Genomic DNA, 16,834 nt, shown 5'->3' with positions numbered 1-16,834 from the left:
AGGTTTCTCCCTCGATATAGCGCACAAGATTTAGTTTTTATCTTTCTTGCACGTTGATTATTTTTATTGTTGAAAAATTAAATACTGCCAAACTCTGTTCGAAGTGCATTTGTTATCCGGGCTACCTGTTTCGAAACCTTCAAGTCAGGGACGACTTGAAGGAGCCACAGGGATGTGTCTATGCGTTTTCGAAACAGGTAGCCCGGATAACAAACTTCTAGCCAAGTACTTCTAAGGCGATTAGATTCACCACATAATTATTATAAGTCGATAAAACCCACCATAAGCACAACCCCCTCCCAACACAACCCCCACACACTAATCCTGCGACGCAAACCAATCTATTCCCCCGCACGCCTCCACAAACCACGCCAACGCCTTACCGTCATTATCCTTCCGCCACGCCATATACAACGGCATATTCGGCCGCGGCACACTACATGGCAGCGCCACCAACTCACCGCGCGCCAGCAAATCCACGATCAAATGCCGCGCCAGAAAACCCACGCCCACACCCAAGCGCTGCGCATCAATCTTGGCCGTCATATTCGCCACCCGCACCGTCTGGCGGCTGTCCAGCAAACCGCTGGAGCGCAGGGGCGAGGTCAACGACGAATCCGCTGCAACAATCGTCGTGAACGCCCGAATCGCTGCCGCATCCACCGGGCCTTTATGCAAGGTCAGCGGATGATCCGGCGCTACCGCAAACACAAACTCCACCTCACCCATCAGGCGATACTCGAAAGTCCCCTTGGGGAACTCGCCGCCCACACCCAGGGTCAGGTCGCAGCGGTCGCAAACCAACGCATCCCAACTGCCCCCGAGCACCTCCTCGCTGATATCAATAGCCACCTGTTTGTCCAATTGGTGAAACGCCGGTATCAGCTTCAGCAAAGGCTCGTTGGGCAAGATCGTGTCCTTGGCAATGCGCAGCCGCGTCTCCCAGCCCGACTCCAGTTGCTTGACCGCATCCTCCAGGCGGCTCGTGGCCTGCAAGAGTGTGCGACCTTCTTCCAGCAGCAAACGGCCCGCTGCCGTGAGTTGTGCCCGCTGTTTAGAACGATCAAATAGATTGACGCCAAGTTCTGATTCCAGCTTTTGAACGGTATAGGACAGGGCGGAGGGCACTTTGAAGAGCATCTCCGCTGCCGCGCCGAAGCTGCCTTTGCGGTCAATAGCATCCAGCACACGCAGGGCATCCAGGGTGATTGCATGGTGCATGATGGGCTCCGATTCATTTGTTCAAATTTTTTGAAGTTTACGCTCAAAATGTTCCGCTTTTAAGCGGTGCGGCGCAAGCATAAAGTGACAACCACTGAGGCGACGACAGGTTCACGCCGCAGGGAAGACGAAGACTTTCTTCGCTGACACCCCTCTAAACTTTTATGTGGAGCACGCATCATGAGCGCAATCAAAAACATCATTAACCCTGGTCAACAATGGTCATCCCTGGTGCTGCGCGTACCGCTCGGCATCATCTTCGCCGCCCACGGCGCGCAGAAATTGTTTGGCTGGTTTGGCGGCTACGGCCTCGAAGGCACCGGACAATGGATGGCCTCCATCGGCCTGCAACCGGGTTACCTGATGGCACTGGCTGCGGGCTCGGCAGAATTTTTCGGCGGCTTGTTCCTGTTGTTCGGTCTGCTGACACGCCCGGCAGCGCTGGTACTGGCGTTCACCATGGTGGTCGCAATCTTCGCGGTGCATATCGGCAACGGCCTGTTTATGAGTAACAACGGTTACGAGTTCGGCCTGGCTTTGTTGGCCGGCGCCGTGTCGCTGGTGCTGTCCGGTGGTGGTCGCTTGAGCCTCGACACGATACTTACCAGGCAAGTGAAATAACACGCGGTACGAATATAGTGAGAGCGAACCCGGTCGCTCTCTTTTCACAACGAACCACAACGGAGGCCACACCATGATTAACATCAGACGCAATAAAGAACGCGGTGCAGCGCAATTTGACTGGTTGAAGAGTCGCCACACTTTTTCGTTCGGCAACTATTACGACCCCAAACACATGGGCTATTCCGCGCTGCGCGTGATCAACGACGACGAAGTGATCCCCGGCGCCGGCTTCCCCACCCACGGCCACCGCGATATGGAAATTATCAGTTACGTGCTGGAAGGCGAAATTGCCCACCGCGACAGTGAAGGGAATGTTGCAACATTGCCAGCGGGAGAATTTCAGTTGATGTCGGCGGGCAGTGGCATCACGCACAGTGAGTTCAACGCGTCCAAGAAAAACACACTGAAGTTTTTGCAAATCTGGATTCAACCGAACGTGTACGGACAAGAACCCGGTTATCAGCAAAAAGATTTTGGTCGCAAGGATGGCTTGACGTTAGTGATCAGCCCTACCGGTGAAAACGGCAGCCTGACCATCAAGCAGGACGCATCGCTCTATCAATTGTTGTTGCAACCAAAAGGCAGTGCGAGTTTGGAAAACCCCTACAAGCGCAAACATTACGTGCATGTAATTGATGGCGAGTTAACGGTGGAAGGCGAAGTACTGAAACCCGGTGACGGCGCACAACTGGATGGCGTGGATGTGTTGCAGTTGGTGGCGGGTGAGCAGAAGGTCAGGGCGTTGGTGTTTGATTTGCCGAAGTAGACGATTTGGAAAACTGTTGTTTTTGTAAGTTATGCCCGCAGGTCGAGTACCAGTGGGCATTTTTTTATTGCCGATACCATTTACACTAGTCTTTGGTAAGAGTGCTTCGTACTAATGATGGACGGAGATCATTTATTGGCAAAGGTGAACAAACTGCTCTATAAGGGAGGACTATCCATGAGCATATACAAAACGCCAGAGGCAGACGTTGAGTTGATTGAAGAAAAAAAGTTACAACCCTTTAAAGCGATAACTTATGGCCTACTGGTATCCGTGGTATTGATTGTAATAGCGAGTGGTATTCAGGGAGTTGCATTCACATTAATCAACTTTGAAGATGTGATGGCGTTTGAAAGTCCGGAGGATGCAAAAAATTATTTCACGAGCAATCTCTCCTTTTTGATAATTGACATTGTCGTGTCATTTTTCATTCTTTATTTTGCGGGAACAAGGGCTAGAAAATACGCCCGAGGGCAGGAAATAAAATATGCCTTGGTGCTATCCGTCTTAACATTCTTAATTCATCTCACGTTCTTCATATACAAGAATTCAATTTCTGATTATCCGCTGTGGTATAACGCATCGCTGCTGTTAATAATATTCTTGGGTATATTCGGTGGCGCAAGACCAGAAAAGGTCAGATCGATTGAAGGACAGTAGTCTGTAGTTCGAGTATTACACCCGTTAGTCCATTGTCTGATAGCTTGTCAGTCGGATTACGCCTTTGGCTAATCCGACCTACGAATTTTACGAATAGCACTCCGTAAATCCCTCTGTAAATCGAAAGACTCCCCCCATTTGGCGGGTTTTGCCGCTTGCATCCTGAACGTATGATGATCAATTACGAGTAGACGGTGTCGTTAGAGCCCAACTTTTTGCTGGGCGAGGACTTTGCGTTCGCCGGCCAGGCTCTTCCTGATACATTCCAATAGAGTGAGCTAAACAAATGAAGCAGGTTATTTCTTGGGGCCGTGTGTGCATGGTATCGCTGGTACTGATCCTCACCGCTTGTGGTGGCGGTGGTGGGGGAGGCGGCGGTAATGGCGGTGGTGGGAACAGCAGTATTGCCAGCACTGCAAGCAGCACCGTTAGTAGTGCAAGTAGCAACGTTAGTAGCGCAGACAGTAGCGTTAGCAGCGTCACGAGTTCATCCGATAACAGTTCAAGTAGCAGTGTCCCTCCCGAACCCACGCCACCGGATCTTATAGATGCAAACACACAGAGCTTTGTTCTGGATGAATTAATCAGCGTAAGTCTGAACAATATCGGTGGTCATGCGCTGACTGAGTGTTCATCTGATTTACCGGACACCTTCACGGTTGCAGTGTCAGCGAATGCGTCAACCTGCGAGATCAGCGGTGAGGCTACGGCCTTGTTGGCGTTAACCAATTTTACAGTCACGGCGGTTAACGCAGAAGGCAGTGATTCCGCTCTGGTCCCGATTGAAATCGTAGCAGCCTCGCCTTTTGTCACCACTTGGAAAACCGATAACGAAGGCGCCAGTGACGATAACCAAATCACGATTACGACCTCGCCGAATTTCAGTTACGACTACACCATTGACTGGGGTGATGGTAACGCAGACGAAAATGTAACGGGTGATATTACCCATACCTATGCCACACCCGGTGAGTACCAAATTTCGATTACGGGGCGCTTTCCTCAAACCTATTTCAATTTTTTTGAAGATGTTGTCGATGCCAACAAGCTTGCTTCGGTAGATGCCTGGGGTAACCGGGTCTGGCTGTCGATGGAATTTGCATTTGCAGGCGCTGCTAATCTGGTGATTAACGACACTCAAGCACCTGACTTGTCCCGCGTGACCAGTATGTTAGGTACTTTTGCCGGCGCCGTTAATTTTACTAGCGATATCAGTCACTGGGATGTTTCAAATGTAACGGACATGACCGGAACGTTTTTTTCTTTGGAGAATTTCAACGGTGATTTAAGCAGCTGGAATGTATCCAATGTAACCACTATGGAATTCATGTTCAGTGAAGCGTTTACGTTTAACAGCGATATCAGTCAATGGGATGTTTCCAACGTAACGAACATGGCGAACATGTTCTCAGGTGCAACTGCATTTAATCAGGATATCAGCAGCTGGGACGTCGCCAATGTCACTAATTTTTCTTCCATGTTTGAAGACGCAGAAGCCTTTGATCAAAACCTTGGCAGCTGGGATGTCTCGAACGCGACAACCATGAGTGACTTCGCGGAAAGGTCGGGGTTAACGCTGCAAAATTATGATGCCATCTTGCTCGGCTGGTCGTTATTGCCACTACAGCAAGAACTCGATGTCAGTTTTTTTCCAACACAATACAGCGCAGCGGCCGAAGCAGCACGCTTTATCCTGACCGATACCTTTGGCTGGTCAGTGACTGATGGTGGCTTGTTGACCCTTCCTGATCTGCAAGACCAAGCTTTTAGTGTGCAAACCAATGAGGTGGCAAGCATCGGTATCCTCAATAGCGGTGGAAAACCTGATAGCTGTGTTGCCGATGCCTTACCTGACGGGCTTGAAGTCGAGGTGGTTGACAACACATGCGCCATCGTCGGCACGCCCGCAACAGCGCAAGCAGCCATCGACGTTACGATTGTTGCAACCAACGCCTTGGGCAGCGATTCTGCGGTTATCACGCTGACAATCGAGGAGCAAACGCCGTTTGTCACGCGCTGGAAAACCGATAATCCCGGCTTGAGTGACGACAATCAAATCACCATTCACACCGCATCTGGTATGGCTTACAACTATCGAGTTGAGTGGGGTGACGGATCATTTGATCCAAATGTGACCGGTGAAATTACCCATACCTATGCATCACCCGGTGAATACACGGTATCGATTACGGGAACATTTCCGCAACCGTTTTTCAAAGCCACGTTCGATCCAACAACAACAGATTCGCAGAAATTATTATCGGTCGAGAAGTGGGGTAATCGAGCCTGGCGCTCAATGAGCCAAGCCTTTTTTGATTGCCGCAACCTAACCATTAACGATACGGAAAGTCCTGATTTGTCACAGGTCACCAGCATGGCGAATATGTTTAGAAACGCTGATAATTTAAGCGGCAATATCAGTAACTGGGATGTATCCAGTGTGACCACTATGAGCCGTATGTTTGAGGGTGCCGACAATTTTAATCTGGATGTTAGTAGCTGGAATGTTTCCAATGTAACCAATATGGACAACATGTTCCGAGGCACAAAATTCAATCACGATATTAGTAACTGGGATGTAGCTAAAGTCACTAATATGAATGCTATGTTTCAGGAGGCAAGAGTATTTAACCAACCCATTGGGAATTGGAACGTCGGTAATGTCACGACCATGTTCGCTATGTTTAGAGAGGCCGATGCGTTTAATCAACCTATTGGTAATTGGAATGTCGGCAATGTCAGGAATATGGTCGATATGTTTTTTGGAACCGACGTGTTCAATGCTGATATTAGCAATTGGAACGTTTCCAACGTCACCGATATGGGCAATATGTTCAGAGAGACCGGCGTGTTTAATCAACCTATTGGTAATTGGAATGTCGCCAATGTGACCAGTATGCGCGAGATGTTTTTCCGTACCCCATTTAATCAGGACATTAGCCAGTGGAACACATCCAGGGTTACCGATATGGGCAATATGTTCAGAGAAGCCAGAGCGTTTAATCAGCCTATTGGTAATTGGGATGTCGCCAATGTCACAACGATGAGAGATATGTTTCTGTTTGCCGACGTGTTTAATGCCGATATTAGCAGTTGGAATGTTTCCAAGGTTACCGATATGTCGAACATGTTCAGAAGCACAAAAGCGTTTGATCAAAACCTTGGCAACTGGAATATCGCTAATGTAAATAACATGACTAACTTGTTTCTCGCAGGCGTGCTCTCTACTGCAAATTACGATGCCCTGTTAATCGGTTGGAGTCAGTTGCCCAGCGTTCAACCTGATGTGACACTCAATGCGGGAGCAACAAAATTCTCCGCCGCTGCACAAACCGCGCGCGATACATTGATTAATAATGCTGGCTGGACTATCACGGATGGTGGTTTAGCGGAGTAATCCCGCGTGGCTGACGCCGCCTCACGGGAGGCGGTGTCAGTTGTTACGCCAGGCAACTGTCCGCTGGTTGTTTAACGGAGATTTCAGGCATACTCCAGGATCACTTGATCACTATGCCTCGTGGTGAAATATGCACATCTCTCAATCAACCTTTTCAGAATTACCCGTCCACCTCGCGGTGAAATGGGTTGTTCTTGTTGTGCTTTTCAGTTTCACCATGCCGACGATTGGCGCTGTGCCAGACACAGGTAAAGTATTGATCCTGAGCGATCCCAAGGCACGCCATGATATTAACTCCGCTCCCCAGGCATCGGGGCTTTATGCCTGCCCAAAGGGTTTAAGTCCTGACGCCGTCGTAAAGCTTCAACGCATGGCGATGCTTGAGCCGATAGACCCACACAGCCTTCAGACCACAACACTGCCAGATTTTCAGAGAAATCACCGCTACTGTATGTTTATTGCATTTCGTAATGAAACGGATCAGTACCAGTGGAAGCTGCATTTCAGCAACTTTTTTCTGCATAAGGTAAAAATAATCTTATGGGATGGAACGAGCCTGCAGGCGTATCAATCGGATTGGATGTCTGGTGTCGGCACAGAAAGCATTAATGTATTGGGTAGGGCGTTTTCACTAAAACTTGAACACAATAAAGATTACTTTATGGCCGTGGAATTAACCTCACGCGGCTTGGTGGCAGCGCCCTATGTGGCGCTGATGACGAAGCATCAATACCAGGCATGGTCAGCTGCCATGAGCGACCTGTACAGCCTCAGCACCGGCGTGGTACTGGGGTTGGTATTGATGGCCTTGTTATGCAGTGTCATCCTCAAAGATATTACATTTTTCTGGTTCGGTATCTCATCACTGTTTTTGTTTTCGTTCTTTGCTATCAGAAGTCATTTGGGACTTTTTGTGATTCATGGTGATGAAGATCTTCCCCCCTGGATATGGTTATGGGCCACGATGGCGCTGTTGAGTTTTATGTTATTCGCGCGCTCCTTTTTACTACCTGAACCGGATGATCGTCCGCTCAAAAGAATATTTAATGCAGCTATCGTTATCTTTCTATTGTCTTTGCTGTTAAGTCAGTTTTTATCGCGCCAGTGGAACGTAGCGGTGTATTTGTTAAACGGTATCATCATGATAACGCTTATCTTTTCTGCCGGTATCGTGCGGGTCATTGAAAAGGGTCGTTATTATCTGATCTTTATGTTGGGTTGGGTTCCGGTGCTTTTCTCGCTAGTGGAGCTTGTTGGAACGGTTACCATTGAGCCAAAGCCCGGCGACAGTACGCTGTCGTATAAAATTTTACGCGAACCGGTATATCAAATCGTCCACATGCTGATTCATTTTGTCGCGATGGTGATACGCATCGACACATTGAAAAAAGAGAAACATCAGGCAGAGATGAAGAATGAGGCTAAATCGCGTTTCCTCGCCTCGGTAAGTCATGACTTGCGGCAGCCATTACACAGTATGGGTATGTTTCTGGCGCACCTGAATGATTACGTGAGTTCGCCGGCAGGTCAAAATGTCCTGACCAAAGTTTATGGCTTACACACGACGATGAATGATTCGTTTAAAAAATTAATGGATCTGAGTCGCCTTGAAGCGGGCGCGGTCAAGTTAAACAGTGAATCTATTGACCTGCGCTTACTCATTGCGCGCATGCAGCTTGAGTTCGAACCTTACGCTTGCGCAAAAGGTTTAAAAATTCGCTTTAGAAGCAATATTAAAAAGCTTGACACCGATCCGGAGCTGCTGGAAAGAATTCTCCGGAATTTGTTAACGAATGCCATCAAGTACACGGAAACAGGCGGCGTGCTGGTGGGATTTCGTCGCCGGAAGAGGCACCTGCTTATCCAGGTCTGGGACACGGGTTGTGGCATCAGTGCGGATGATCAGCACGTGATCTTTGATATCTATGAACGTTCAGAAAAAGTGTCAGCCAGTCATAAGGGTATGGGAATTGGTTTGGCGATTGTCAGGCACCTGGTGGATCTATTAGGTGGTGAAATCCTTGTACGATCAGCCGAATCGAATACTCGGGCGAAAACGGGAACATTATTTCAGGTCAAGTTGCCGTATACAGAAACCAGTAGCCAGGAAACCGAGAGCAAGGCCAAGACCGGTTTGCGCATTATCGTCGATCTGCCGGATACGCCCATGTTGAGTAAAGTGTCCGGTAGTTTAAAAAGTTGGGGTTATTTAACGACCGACGAGTCCAGCGAGGGTGGCAGTGTGCCGATAACGCTGATCATCATGGCGTGTGCCGGGCAGTTAACCGCTGAATCCATGGCTGACTCTGTAAGTCATTTGGAAGAACAATACGGGAATGTCGTGATTGCCCTGTTTTGTGACCATGTTGATCGGGAGCTGGCTGGAAAATTAACAGCACTTAACGTGCATATTCTTTCAGCACATTATCGCCCAGCGCAATTACGCTCCTTGCTTCGTTACCTGGAAAGCTTTTTATTAAAAAAGCAAACTTAACTAGTTGCGTTACAGCATGGCATACCATCACGCTTAAAAATTTGTTGGAATAAATGTATGGCAGAATTACTTGCAGGCGAAAAAGTACTGATCGCGGAAGATCACGAACTCTATCGCGACGGCTTAAAATTGCTTTTCGAGGAAATAAATCCCGAAACACGCATCTATCTGGCAGGAAATTTTCCCGAGGCGCTAACAATACTTCTGCGCGAACCGGATATCACGCTGGTGATGCTCGATATCCGTATGCCGGGCACCCAGGATCTGGATGGCTTGAAAGAGATACGCAGCCGCTTTCCGACACTGATTATTATTGTTGTATCCACGCTGGATTTTGATACCAGCACCCGGCAGATGATTGATGCGGGCGCAAATGGTTTTATCGCCAAGTCCACGCCAAAACAATCAATGAAACGAGCGATCGCTGAGGTTCTCGATGGCAATATCGTGATTGAGTCCGAGCGCGAAGGAACAGACTTTATCGATCTATCGCAACAACAACTGGCCACCTTGCGTTATTTAGCCGAGGGTTTGTCCAATAAAGAAATTGCCAGTCGCCTCGGAGTTTCGCCGCTGACAGCGAAAGAATATGTTTCTAAAGTGATTGAACGCCTCGACGCCGCCAATCGCACCCAGGCTGTGCTTATCGCCCAAAAGCATGGGTTGCTTATCGACCATTTAATGTAAACCGCATAACTCCGCTAGCAGTGTTTTATCTCCATCATCCCCCCATTTGGCGGGTACTGCATATCCAATATTTGACGTAGCATAAAGGCTCGTCTTACCCGCCCTGTCTTCCAGGTGAGCCATCGCAACTGTGTGTTCTTCCGCTCGCTCATGGATTTGAGACACCAACAACGAGGTTGAAAAACTCCTATGCCCTTACCCACCGACCTGGAAGTTCTGGAAAAAGCCGAGGCCTACAAAGGCATTCACTCGTGGGACGTGTCCCAATCCCATACGATATTGGGCAGACAGGCGGGGCGGGGTGTTTGCTTTGCCGCCTCCTGTTATTACATTTCAAAGCACAAAGCGGGTGGCTCATTGAGAGAGTTCATCGGCATGTATTTGGAAAATAACAAGCGAACCTTCGTTCCCTTGAACCAGAAGGCGGTAGGCCTGATTAAAACCGAGCAGAAACATTTCAGGCATTTTGAGACACCGGCTTTCGAGGCTTGGCTGAATCATAAAAGTGGAGTGAAAAAGCGCGGCTACGGTGGCGGTTCTGTCACTAGAATGCACTTGTTGAATTCCATCCTGGCCGTAAACGCCGGGTATATGCTGTTCGGTTTTATGCCGCCGGACGGTAGTGGGCATGCGGTGGCGATGTATTTCGGTACTGAAAGACGAGGTAAGGTTCCGGTTCGGTTTTTTGATGTGAATTTTGGGGAGTTTTTGTTTAGGGATCGTTATGAATTTTTCTGCTTCTTCGAATGGCTGCTTTTCGTGGGTTACGGTAACAGCGCAACATCGCGTTACGTGTTCTTCCACCTCGTATAACGTGATTGCCGGTTCGGATTATCCGACGTGTAACTTGACTCCCGGCCGCCTTTTTCGGTTCGGAAATTTGTTTGGTGGTTGCCTATCTGTAAAAGTCGGATTACGCCTGTGGCTAATCCGACCTACGTTAAATAATCAAGTTTAACTGCTTACCAACCTTCCGGCGGCGATGCGCAGGCGGCGCGAAAGTGACACGGCAATTGCGCGAATGACTTTGGCGGCAACTTTAGGGTTTTCCTGCATCATTTTTTCGAGTGAATCTTTGGAAAGCAGTAACAACACACATTCACTGGCAGTGGCGCACATGGCGGAGCGACGCTCGCCGTCGAGCACCGCCATTTCCCCAAAGCTCTGGCCTTTGGGTAAGGTAGCGATCTGGACATTTTTCTCCTCGGCATTGGCTTTATAAACGGCAACGCTGCCGCTGTTTATTATGCCCATAAAGGTGCCGGCATCACCCTCCTTGAAGATAATCTTGCCTTTGGGGATTTTGTTGAGGCTAAAATAACCGGCGGCAGACAGTAGCTCTGCCGCAGCCAGGTTATTAAACAAATTGCACTCCGCCATCATGTCGCGGATCTCAAGAATCAATGAAGATTTATCGGGCATGGTTCGCTAACCTGCAGCAGTTACCGCTTTTTGTTTACGAATCCATTCATCCACTTGCTGTTCCAAGACGGTCAGCGGTAGGGCACCGCCACCCAATACAAAATCGTGAAACGCACGCAAATCAAAGTGCTCACCTAATTCACGTTTTGCTTTATCTCGCAATTCAACAAATTTATTCATACCGATCTTGTAAGTCGTTGCTTGGCCAGGCATAACGATGTAACGCTCGATTTCCCGCGTTGCATCAGCGCGATTCATCGGGCTGTTCGCCACAAAATAATCGATGGCTTGTTCCCGTGTCCATTTTTTTCTGTGGATTCCTGTATCAACAACCAAACGCACTGCACGCCAGAGTTCCATCGCCAGCCGACCAAAATCGGAGTAGGGATCGGCGTAAAAGCCCATGGCTTTGGGCACCAGCTCGGCATAAAGTCCCCAACCTTCGATATAGGCGGTGTAACCACCGTGGCGACGGAATGAAGGTAAGTCTTTCATCTCTTGTGCAATCGCGATTTGCATATGGTGGCCCGGCAGTGCTTCATGATACGCCAGCGCTTCCATTTGGTAACGCGGCACGCCGCTCATATCGTACAAATTTACGTAATAGGTACCGGGGCGGGAACCATCATCAGCGGGGCCGTTATAAAATGCTTTACCGGCAGACTTTTCGCGAAAAGGCTCGACGGCTTTTACGACCAGATCAGCCTTCGGCAGATGACCAAATAATTCCGGCAGGCGCTTGCGCATCGCATCAATGATAGCGCGAGTGTCTTGCAGATATTGTTCGCGCCCGGCATCACTATCAGGATAATAAAATTGCGGATCATCGCGCATGAAGGTGAAAAAAGCCTGTAGATCACCCTCGAATTTTACGGTCTTCATGACCTGCTCCATCTCATTGCGAATCCGCGCCACTTCGGCTAAGCCGATCTTGTGAATGTCGTCGGCGCTGAGCGTGGTTGTGGTCATCCGCTCCAGCGCATGATTATAAAACGCTTCACCCTGCGGCAATTTCCATACGCCGTCACGGTTGCCTGCGCGGGCCTGCAAGCCCTCGACCGCTTTGATTAAACGTTGATACGCCGGCTTTACGGTATGCTGCAACTCTCTTGTTGCTGCACTGAGTAACGCGGTTTGCTGTTTATCTTCCAGCTTCAACGCCTCCACTTTTTTGGTGAAGTCTTCCAATAAAGGGCTGATCTTGTCACTGTCATCAAAAGGTTTGCCTTTGATGATATTGCGACTGTCGTCGAGCACAAACGGATACACAAAAGCCGGGGCGAGAATACCTTTGTCAGCACGGCGTTTGAGGTTGGCGATCAATTGATCGATAAGATCCCCCACGCCAGCGAGTCGGGCTATGTAATCCTCGGCATCGTCCTGCGAAGAAACATTATGGGAATTGATGAGAAACGCGGGTATGCCAGCATGCAAACCAAACATCTGGTTGACCGGATAATTGTGATCGCGCCATTGATAACCAGCGATGTCCTGCTCCAATTCAAACTGGAGCAATTCATAGCTGAGCTGGTTATCCGTATTGAGTGAATGTTTATCAAGCTTTTTTAATCGAGCAAGTTGGTCTTTGTTGAGCTGGAGATAAAGCTCGTCTTGTTGAGGACTTATATCATTCCATTTATCGTAGTTGGTTTTGCGCCCAAGATAGGTTTGCCACATGGGGCTGAGCGATACTGACTCTTCAAAAAATAATTCAAAGAGTGCACGCGCTTTAGCGTCTGCATCTGTGTCGGCAGCGAAGGTTTCAGTGGTGACGAATAATAAAAAAAGAGCGATAAAAAACTTTGCGCGTATCATAACGTCCTCGTCGTGAATATTTATCTATAAGTTCAGAATTATTGACTAGCTAATGGCACGGAGTTTGTTCTCAGGGGGTTTATGTTTCGAAACCCTCAAGTCAGGGACGACTTGAGGGAGCTACAGGGATGTATTCATGCGTTTTCGAAACATAAACCCCCTGAGAACAAACGTACTCCGTTATTGCTACGGAGCCTCCCCAAAACTAATCCTTCGGAATAACAGGCAATAACTCTCCATCCAATTCATAACCATTATCCCGCGCAATCTTTTGCAAATTGGCAATGCGCGCATCCAGGTCCGGATGCGTAGACATCCATTCCGGCAACACCAAGTCATCATGCTCTTCTTTAAGTTTACGAAATAACTCATCAGCACCCGCCACATGACCATAATGATTATGCAATGCCTGCAAAGCCCAGCGATCGGCTTCGTTTTCCTGCTGGCGGGAATAATTTAACAGGGCGAGGTTGCCGCCGACACCGGCGAGCTGGGCGAGGTCGGTTTGGCCGAAGATCATGGCGCTGAGCAAGCTCATACTTAAACCCCGCGCGACGGCTTGCACCGGGTGGCGGTGTTGGATGTGGGCAATTTCATGGGCGATGACAAAGGCGAGGCCTTGTTCGCTATCGACGGCATCCACCAAACCTTCGAAGATCATCATGTTGCCGCCGATGGTGGCGAAGGCATTGATGGTGTCGTCTTCGCTGTAGCGAACCTGCAAAGCGAGTTCAGGTGAGAGGCCACCCGCTTGTGCGAGTTGATCGGCGAGTTGTTGCAAATAGCCTTGTTGTTCGCCGGGTTGCTCCTCGAGCGCCCAGGAGTTTGTCAGCGCTTGTTCCCAGGAAAATGGCGTCCACTTGGCGGTCCAGGCGACAAGTTGCAACAGCAGCCAGCACAAGAGCGCGAGTCCGGCAAAAAAGCCGATCACCAATAAAATAAAATCCCGCGCCCAGCCATGCTCGACAACGTTGATGCCTTCTGGCGGTTGGCGATTTTCGTAGCGCATGTGCTGGGCCTTTGCGGGAAAAATTTATGGACGTGGAATAATGGCCGTACCGTAGGCGAGTACCTCCAGACAACTGACGCTGTTGGGATTGCGCCCGCCGATGGACATGGTTTCCAGTTTGACATTAAAGATTTGCGTTGCGCCGAGCGCTTTGGCTTCTTCGCGCATACGCAGAATGGCTTCGCGGCGCGCGCGGTCGAGCAGGGATTCATAGGTATTCAAGCGCCCACCAATCAGCATGCGCAAGCCGGCAATAAAGCGTTTGAAATAATCGGAAGAGATTACCACCGAGCCGCTCACCAGTTGCGTTACCGGTGCCGGCAAGATCGGTGGAGGTAAACGTTCAGCGAAGACCATTACCTGATCGGGCGAAGTCTCCCGGGCGATGATATTGGCGTAGTGTTTTTTCTCCAGGTAACGCCCTGAAAAAAATCCCACGGTGAGTAATACCAACGCAATCACCAAAGGCCCGATAAATTGGGCAAGAAAGATTTCCATGGTATTTACTCCAGTTCAACGGCGCTGCCATAGACAAATAACTCTGCGGCGCCAACCGCAACGGAACTGGTGGAGAAGCGAATATTGAGAATGGCATTGGCACCCATGGCTTTTGCCTGGGCCACCATACGCGCGATGGCTTCCTCGCGCGAATCGTTGAGCAGCTCGGTATAACCTTTCAGCTCACCGCCGAAGACATTTTTGAACGAGGCGGCAATATCACGCCCCACATGTTTTGCGCGCACAGTACTACCCTGCACCAGACCGTAATGCGCAACCACCCGACGACCGGGCACAATTTCCAGATTACTCAATAACATGAAGGCTTCCTTTTTCAACAGGCAGATTAGGGGAGGGGTTAATCTAGCACAGTTGTCACCCTGTGCAACGCTTCAGCGCTTGCGGCGGTAAAGCGTCATGGCGATGGGCCCACAAACCAGTGTCAGCAGTGCCGGTGCGATCAGGGAGAGGCCGATAAGTTGCACACTGGCATTGCCATCCATCAAGCCGCGAATGGCGCTCACCAGATGCGTTACCGGGTTTATCGAGACAAAGGCTTGTAACCAGCCGGGCATGGTAGTGGGGTCAACATAGATATTGGAGCCGAAGGTCAAGGGCATCAGGATCAGCCAACCAATCGTCATCACCGCGCCGGGGGTGCGCAACAACAAACCGATAGTGGTAAAAATCCAGCCAAGCCCCAGCCCGAACACGTTTAACAGCAGCAACGATAACAACACGCCGACCATCCCGGTCTCGGGTCGATAACCCATGATTAACCCGATGATCACCACGATGGTGGACGCAGCGGTATAACGCAACACATCGCCGAGCATCGCACCGACGATCGGCGAGGGCGACCAGATAGGCATGGATTTAAAACGGTCATAGATCCCTTTGGAAATATCGGTATTCAGAGTGACACCGGTGTAAAGCGATGTGAAGGTAACCGTCTGCGCGAGGATGCCGGGCAATAGAAATTGCAAATAGTCACTGGTGGAACCCGCCAGCGCGCCGCCGAATAAATAGGTGAACATCACCGTAAACATAATCGGCGTGATCACCACATCAAACAATTGCTCCGGCAGGTGTTTTATTTTTAACAGTGCCCGCCAACCAAACGCCACCACATTGCTAATTGCACTGGCTTGCGGCGGGCGGGTGTGGGCGCGAATCACCTTGTGCAAAGCGGCGTTGATATCATGTGATGTGTTATTCATGAACCCGCTCCTTCTGTCGTCGGTTCGGCTGCAAGAGGCGCCTGACCGGTCAATGCAAAAAACACTTCATCAAGACTGGGTTGACCGAGCGAATAATCACTTAACGCGATGCCGGCTCGGGCGACTTCCGCTAACGCCAGCGTGGCTTTTTGTGCGTCGGAAATCTGCACCGACAGCGCGCAAGGATCTTTCTCAATCAACACCGGCACCGCCAATTGTTCCACCAGAATTCGTTGTGCCGCTTCACGCTCCTGTGCATGGCTGACGCGCAGATGCAGCACACCGGAGCCGACGGATTTTTTCAACTCACCGCTTGTGCCTTCCGCAATCACCTTGCCGTGATCAATCACGGCAATGCGGTCCGCCAATTGATCGGCTTCCTCCAGATACTGTGTCGTCAACAACACCGTGGTGCCCTCAGCCACCAAGGCTCGCACGATATCCCACACCTGATTGCGCGAGCGCGGGTCCAGCCCGGTTGTCGGTTCATCCAGAAAAATCAGATCCGGCGTCACCACCAGCGACGCCGCAATATCCAACCGCCGCCGCATACCACCGGAATACTGCTTGATCTGCCGATCCGCCGCCTCTGCCAGATCAAACGCCTGCAACAACTCCTGCGCCCGTTCCTTCGCCGCGCGCCCGCGAAAACCCAGCAGCCGCGCCAGCAACACCAGATTCTCCCGCCCGGTCAAATCCTCATCCACCGACGCGAACTGCCCGGTCAAACTGATCCGCGAACGCACCGCATGCGCCTCACGTACCAGATCATGCCCCAACACCCGCGCCTGCCCGCCATCCAACGGCAACAAGGTCGCCAACATCCGTACCGTGGTCGTCTTCCCCGCCCCGTTCGGCCCCAGCACACCATACACGCTGCCCTTGCGCACGCGCAGATCAATACCATTCACCGCATGCGTCGCACCGAAATGTTTGATCAGCCCGGAAGCTTCAATCGCCAAATCTTCAATCATTGTTTTATCCATAACTTTTGGTTGTCGTACCACCAATCTTGCCGCCT

General features: G+C 50.1%; 15 protein-coding genes. 7 read left to right on the top strand and 8 right to left on the bottom strand.

What is annotated here, in order from left to right; genetic code table 11:
- Nucleotides 1–318: 318 nt before the first annotated feature.
- Nucleotides 319–1,221 carry a LysR family transcriptional regulator gene (locus ACSV5M_RS00985; RefSeq protein ID WP_439173534.1) on the bottom strand — a complete coding sequence of 301 codons (903 nt, stop codon included), beginning with the start codon at nucleotides 1,219–1,221 and terminating at the stop codon, nucleotides 319–321.
- Nucleotides 1,222–1,401: 180 nt separating this feature from the next.
- Here ACSV5M_RS00985 and ACSV5M_RS00980 point away from each other — a divergent pair, with 180 nt between their 5' ends.
- The 7 genes from ACSV5M_RS00980 to ACSV5M_RS00950 all read left to right on the top strand — a co-directional run bounded on the left by ACSV5M_RS00980 (nucleotide 1,402) and on the right by ACSV5M_RS00950 (nucleotide 10,662).
- Nucleotides 1,402–1,842, top strand: a complete 441-nt coding sequence (locus ACSV5M_RS00980; RefSeq protein ID WP_439173533.1) for a DoxX family protein — start codon at nucleotides 1,402–1,404, stop codon at nucleotides 1,840–1,842.
- A gap of 73 nt (nucleotides 1,843–1,915) precedes the next feature.
- A complete protein-coding gene (locus ACSV5M_RS00975; protein WP_439173532.1) occupies nucleotides 1,916–2,611 on the top strand; it encodes a pirin family protein in 696 nt (231 codons plus the stop codon).
- 177 nt (nucleotides 2,612–2,788) lie between these two features.
- The gene (locus ACSV5M_RS00970; protein WP_439173531.1) at nucleotides 2,789–3,271 is read left to right on the top strand and encodes a hypothetical protein; all 483 of its coding nucleotides are present in this window, start codon (nucleotides 2,789–2,791) and stop codon (nucleotides 3,269–3,271) included.
- A gap of 286 nt (nucleotides 3,272–3,557) precedes the next feature.
- Nucleotides 3,558–6,668: a BspA family leucine-rich repeat surface protein gene (locus tag ACSV5M_RS00965; RefSeq protein WP_439173529.1), complete on the top strand. Its 3,111-nt coding sequence runs from the start codon at nucleotides 3,558–3,560 to the stop codon at nucleotides 6,666–6,668.
- Nucleotides 6,669–6,798: 130 nt separating this feature from the next.
- Nucleotides 6,799–9,162, top strand: coding sequence for a sensor histidine kinase (locus tag ACSV5M_RS00960; protein WP_439173528.1), 2,364 nt, complete (start codon nucleotides 6,799–6,801; stop codon nucleotides 9,160–9,162).
- 57 nt (nucleotides 9,163–9,219) lie between these two features.
- The gene (locus tag ACSV5M_RS00955) at nucleotides 9,220–9,849 is read left to right on the top strand and encodes a response regulator (RefSeq protein ID WP_439173527.1); all 630 of its coding nucleotides are present in this window, start codon (nucleotides 9,220–9,222) and stop codon (nucleotides 9,847–9,849) included.
- 189 nt (nucleotides 9,850–10,038) lie between these two features.
- On the top strand, nucleotides 10,039–10,662 hold the full coding sequence (locus ACSV5M_RS00950) for a YopT-type cysteine protease domain-containing protein (RefSeq protein ID WP_439173526.1): 624 nt from the start codon (nucleotides 10,039–10,041) through the stop codon (nucleotides 10,660–10,662).
- A 141-nt stretch (nucleotides 10,663–10,803) separates the two neighbouring features.
- Here ACSV5M_RS00950 and ACSV5M_RS00945 read toward each other — a convergent pair whose 3' ends face one another.
- The 7 genes from ACSV5M_RS00945 to ACSV5M_RS00915 form a co-directional block, all read right to left on the bottom strand.
- Nucleotides 10,804–11,271 carry a Crp/Fnr family transcriptional regulator gene (locus ACSV5M_RS00945; RefSeq protein WP_439173525.1) on the bottom strand — a complete coding sequence of 156 codons (468 nt, stop codon included), beginning with the start codon at nucleotides 11,269–11,271 and terminating at the stop codon, nucleotides 10,804–10,806.
- Between the two features lie 6 nt (nucleotides 11,272–11,277).
- Entirely contained in the window at nucleotides 11,278–13,086 is a 1,809-nt protein-coding gene (locus ACSV5M_RS00940) for a DUF885 domain-containing protein (RefSeq protein WP_439173523.1), read from the bottom strand.
- A 205-nt stretch (nucleotides 13,087–13,291) separates the two neighbouring features.
- Nucleotides 13,292–14,095, bottom strand: a complete 804-nt coding sequence (locus ACSV5M_RS00935) for a M48 family metallopeptidase (RefSeq protein WP_439173521.1) — start codon at nucleotides 14,093–14,095, stop codon at nucleotides 13,292–13,294.
- 24 nt (nucleotides 14,096–14,119) lie between these two features.
- Nucleotides 14,120–14,593, bottom strand: coding sequence for a YbjQ family protein (locus ACSV5M_RS00930; protein ID WP_439173519.1), 474 nt, complete (start codon nucleotides 14,591–14,593; stop codon nucleotides 14,120–14,122).
- A gap of 5 nt (nucleotides 14,594–14,598) precedes the next feature.
- Nucleotides 14,599–14,913, bottom strand: coding sequence for a YbjQ family protein (locus ACSV5M_RS00925; RefSeq protein ID WP_087467315.1), 315 nt, complete (start codon nucleotides 14,911–14,913; stop codon nucleotides 14,599–14,601).
- Nucleotides 14,914–14,985: 72 nt separating this feature from the next.
- A complete protein-coding gene (locus ACSV5M_RS00920; protein WP_439173517.1) occupies nucleotides 14,986–15,813 on the bottom strand; it encodes an ABC transporter permease in 828 nt (275 codons plus the stop codon).
- Nucleotides 15,810–16,787, bottom strand: a complete 978-nt coding sequence (locus ACSV5M_RS00915) for an ATP-binding cassette domain-containing protein (protein WP_439173515.1) — start codon at nucleotides 16,785–16,787, stop codon at nucleotides 15,810–15,812. Before ACSV5M_RS00915 ends, ACSV5M_RS00920 begins: the two co-directional genes overlap by 4 nt.
- Nucleotides 16,788–16,834: the final 47 nt, after the last annotated feature.

It is taken from the genome of Cellvibrio sp. ARAG 10.3, assembly GCF_051846955.1.
Lineage (GTDB): Bacteria > Pseudomonadota > Gammaproteobacteria > Pseudomonadales > Cellvibrionaceae > Cellvibrio.
Note: the sequence above shows the minus strand (reverse complement) of the source record. Positions and strands in the feature narration are given on the sequence as shown.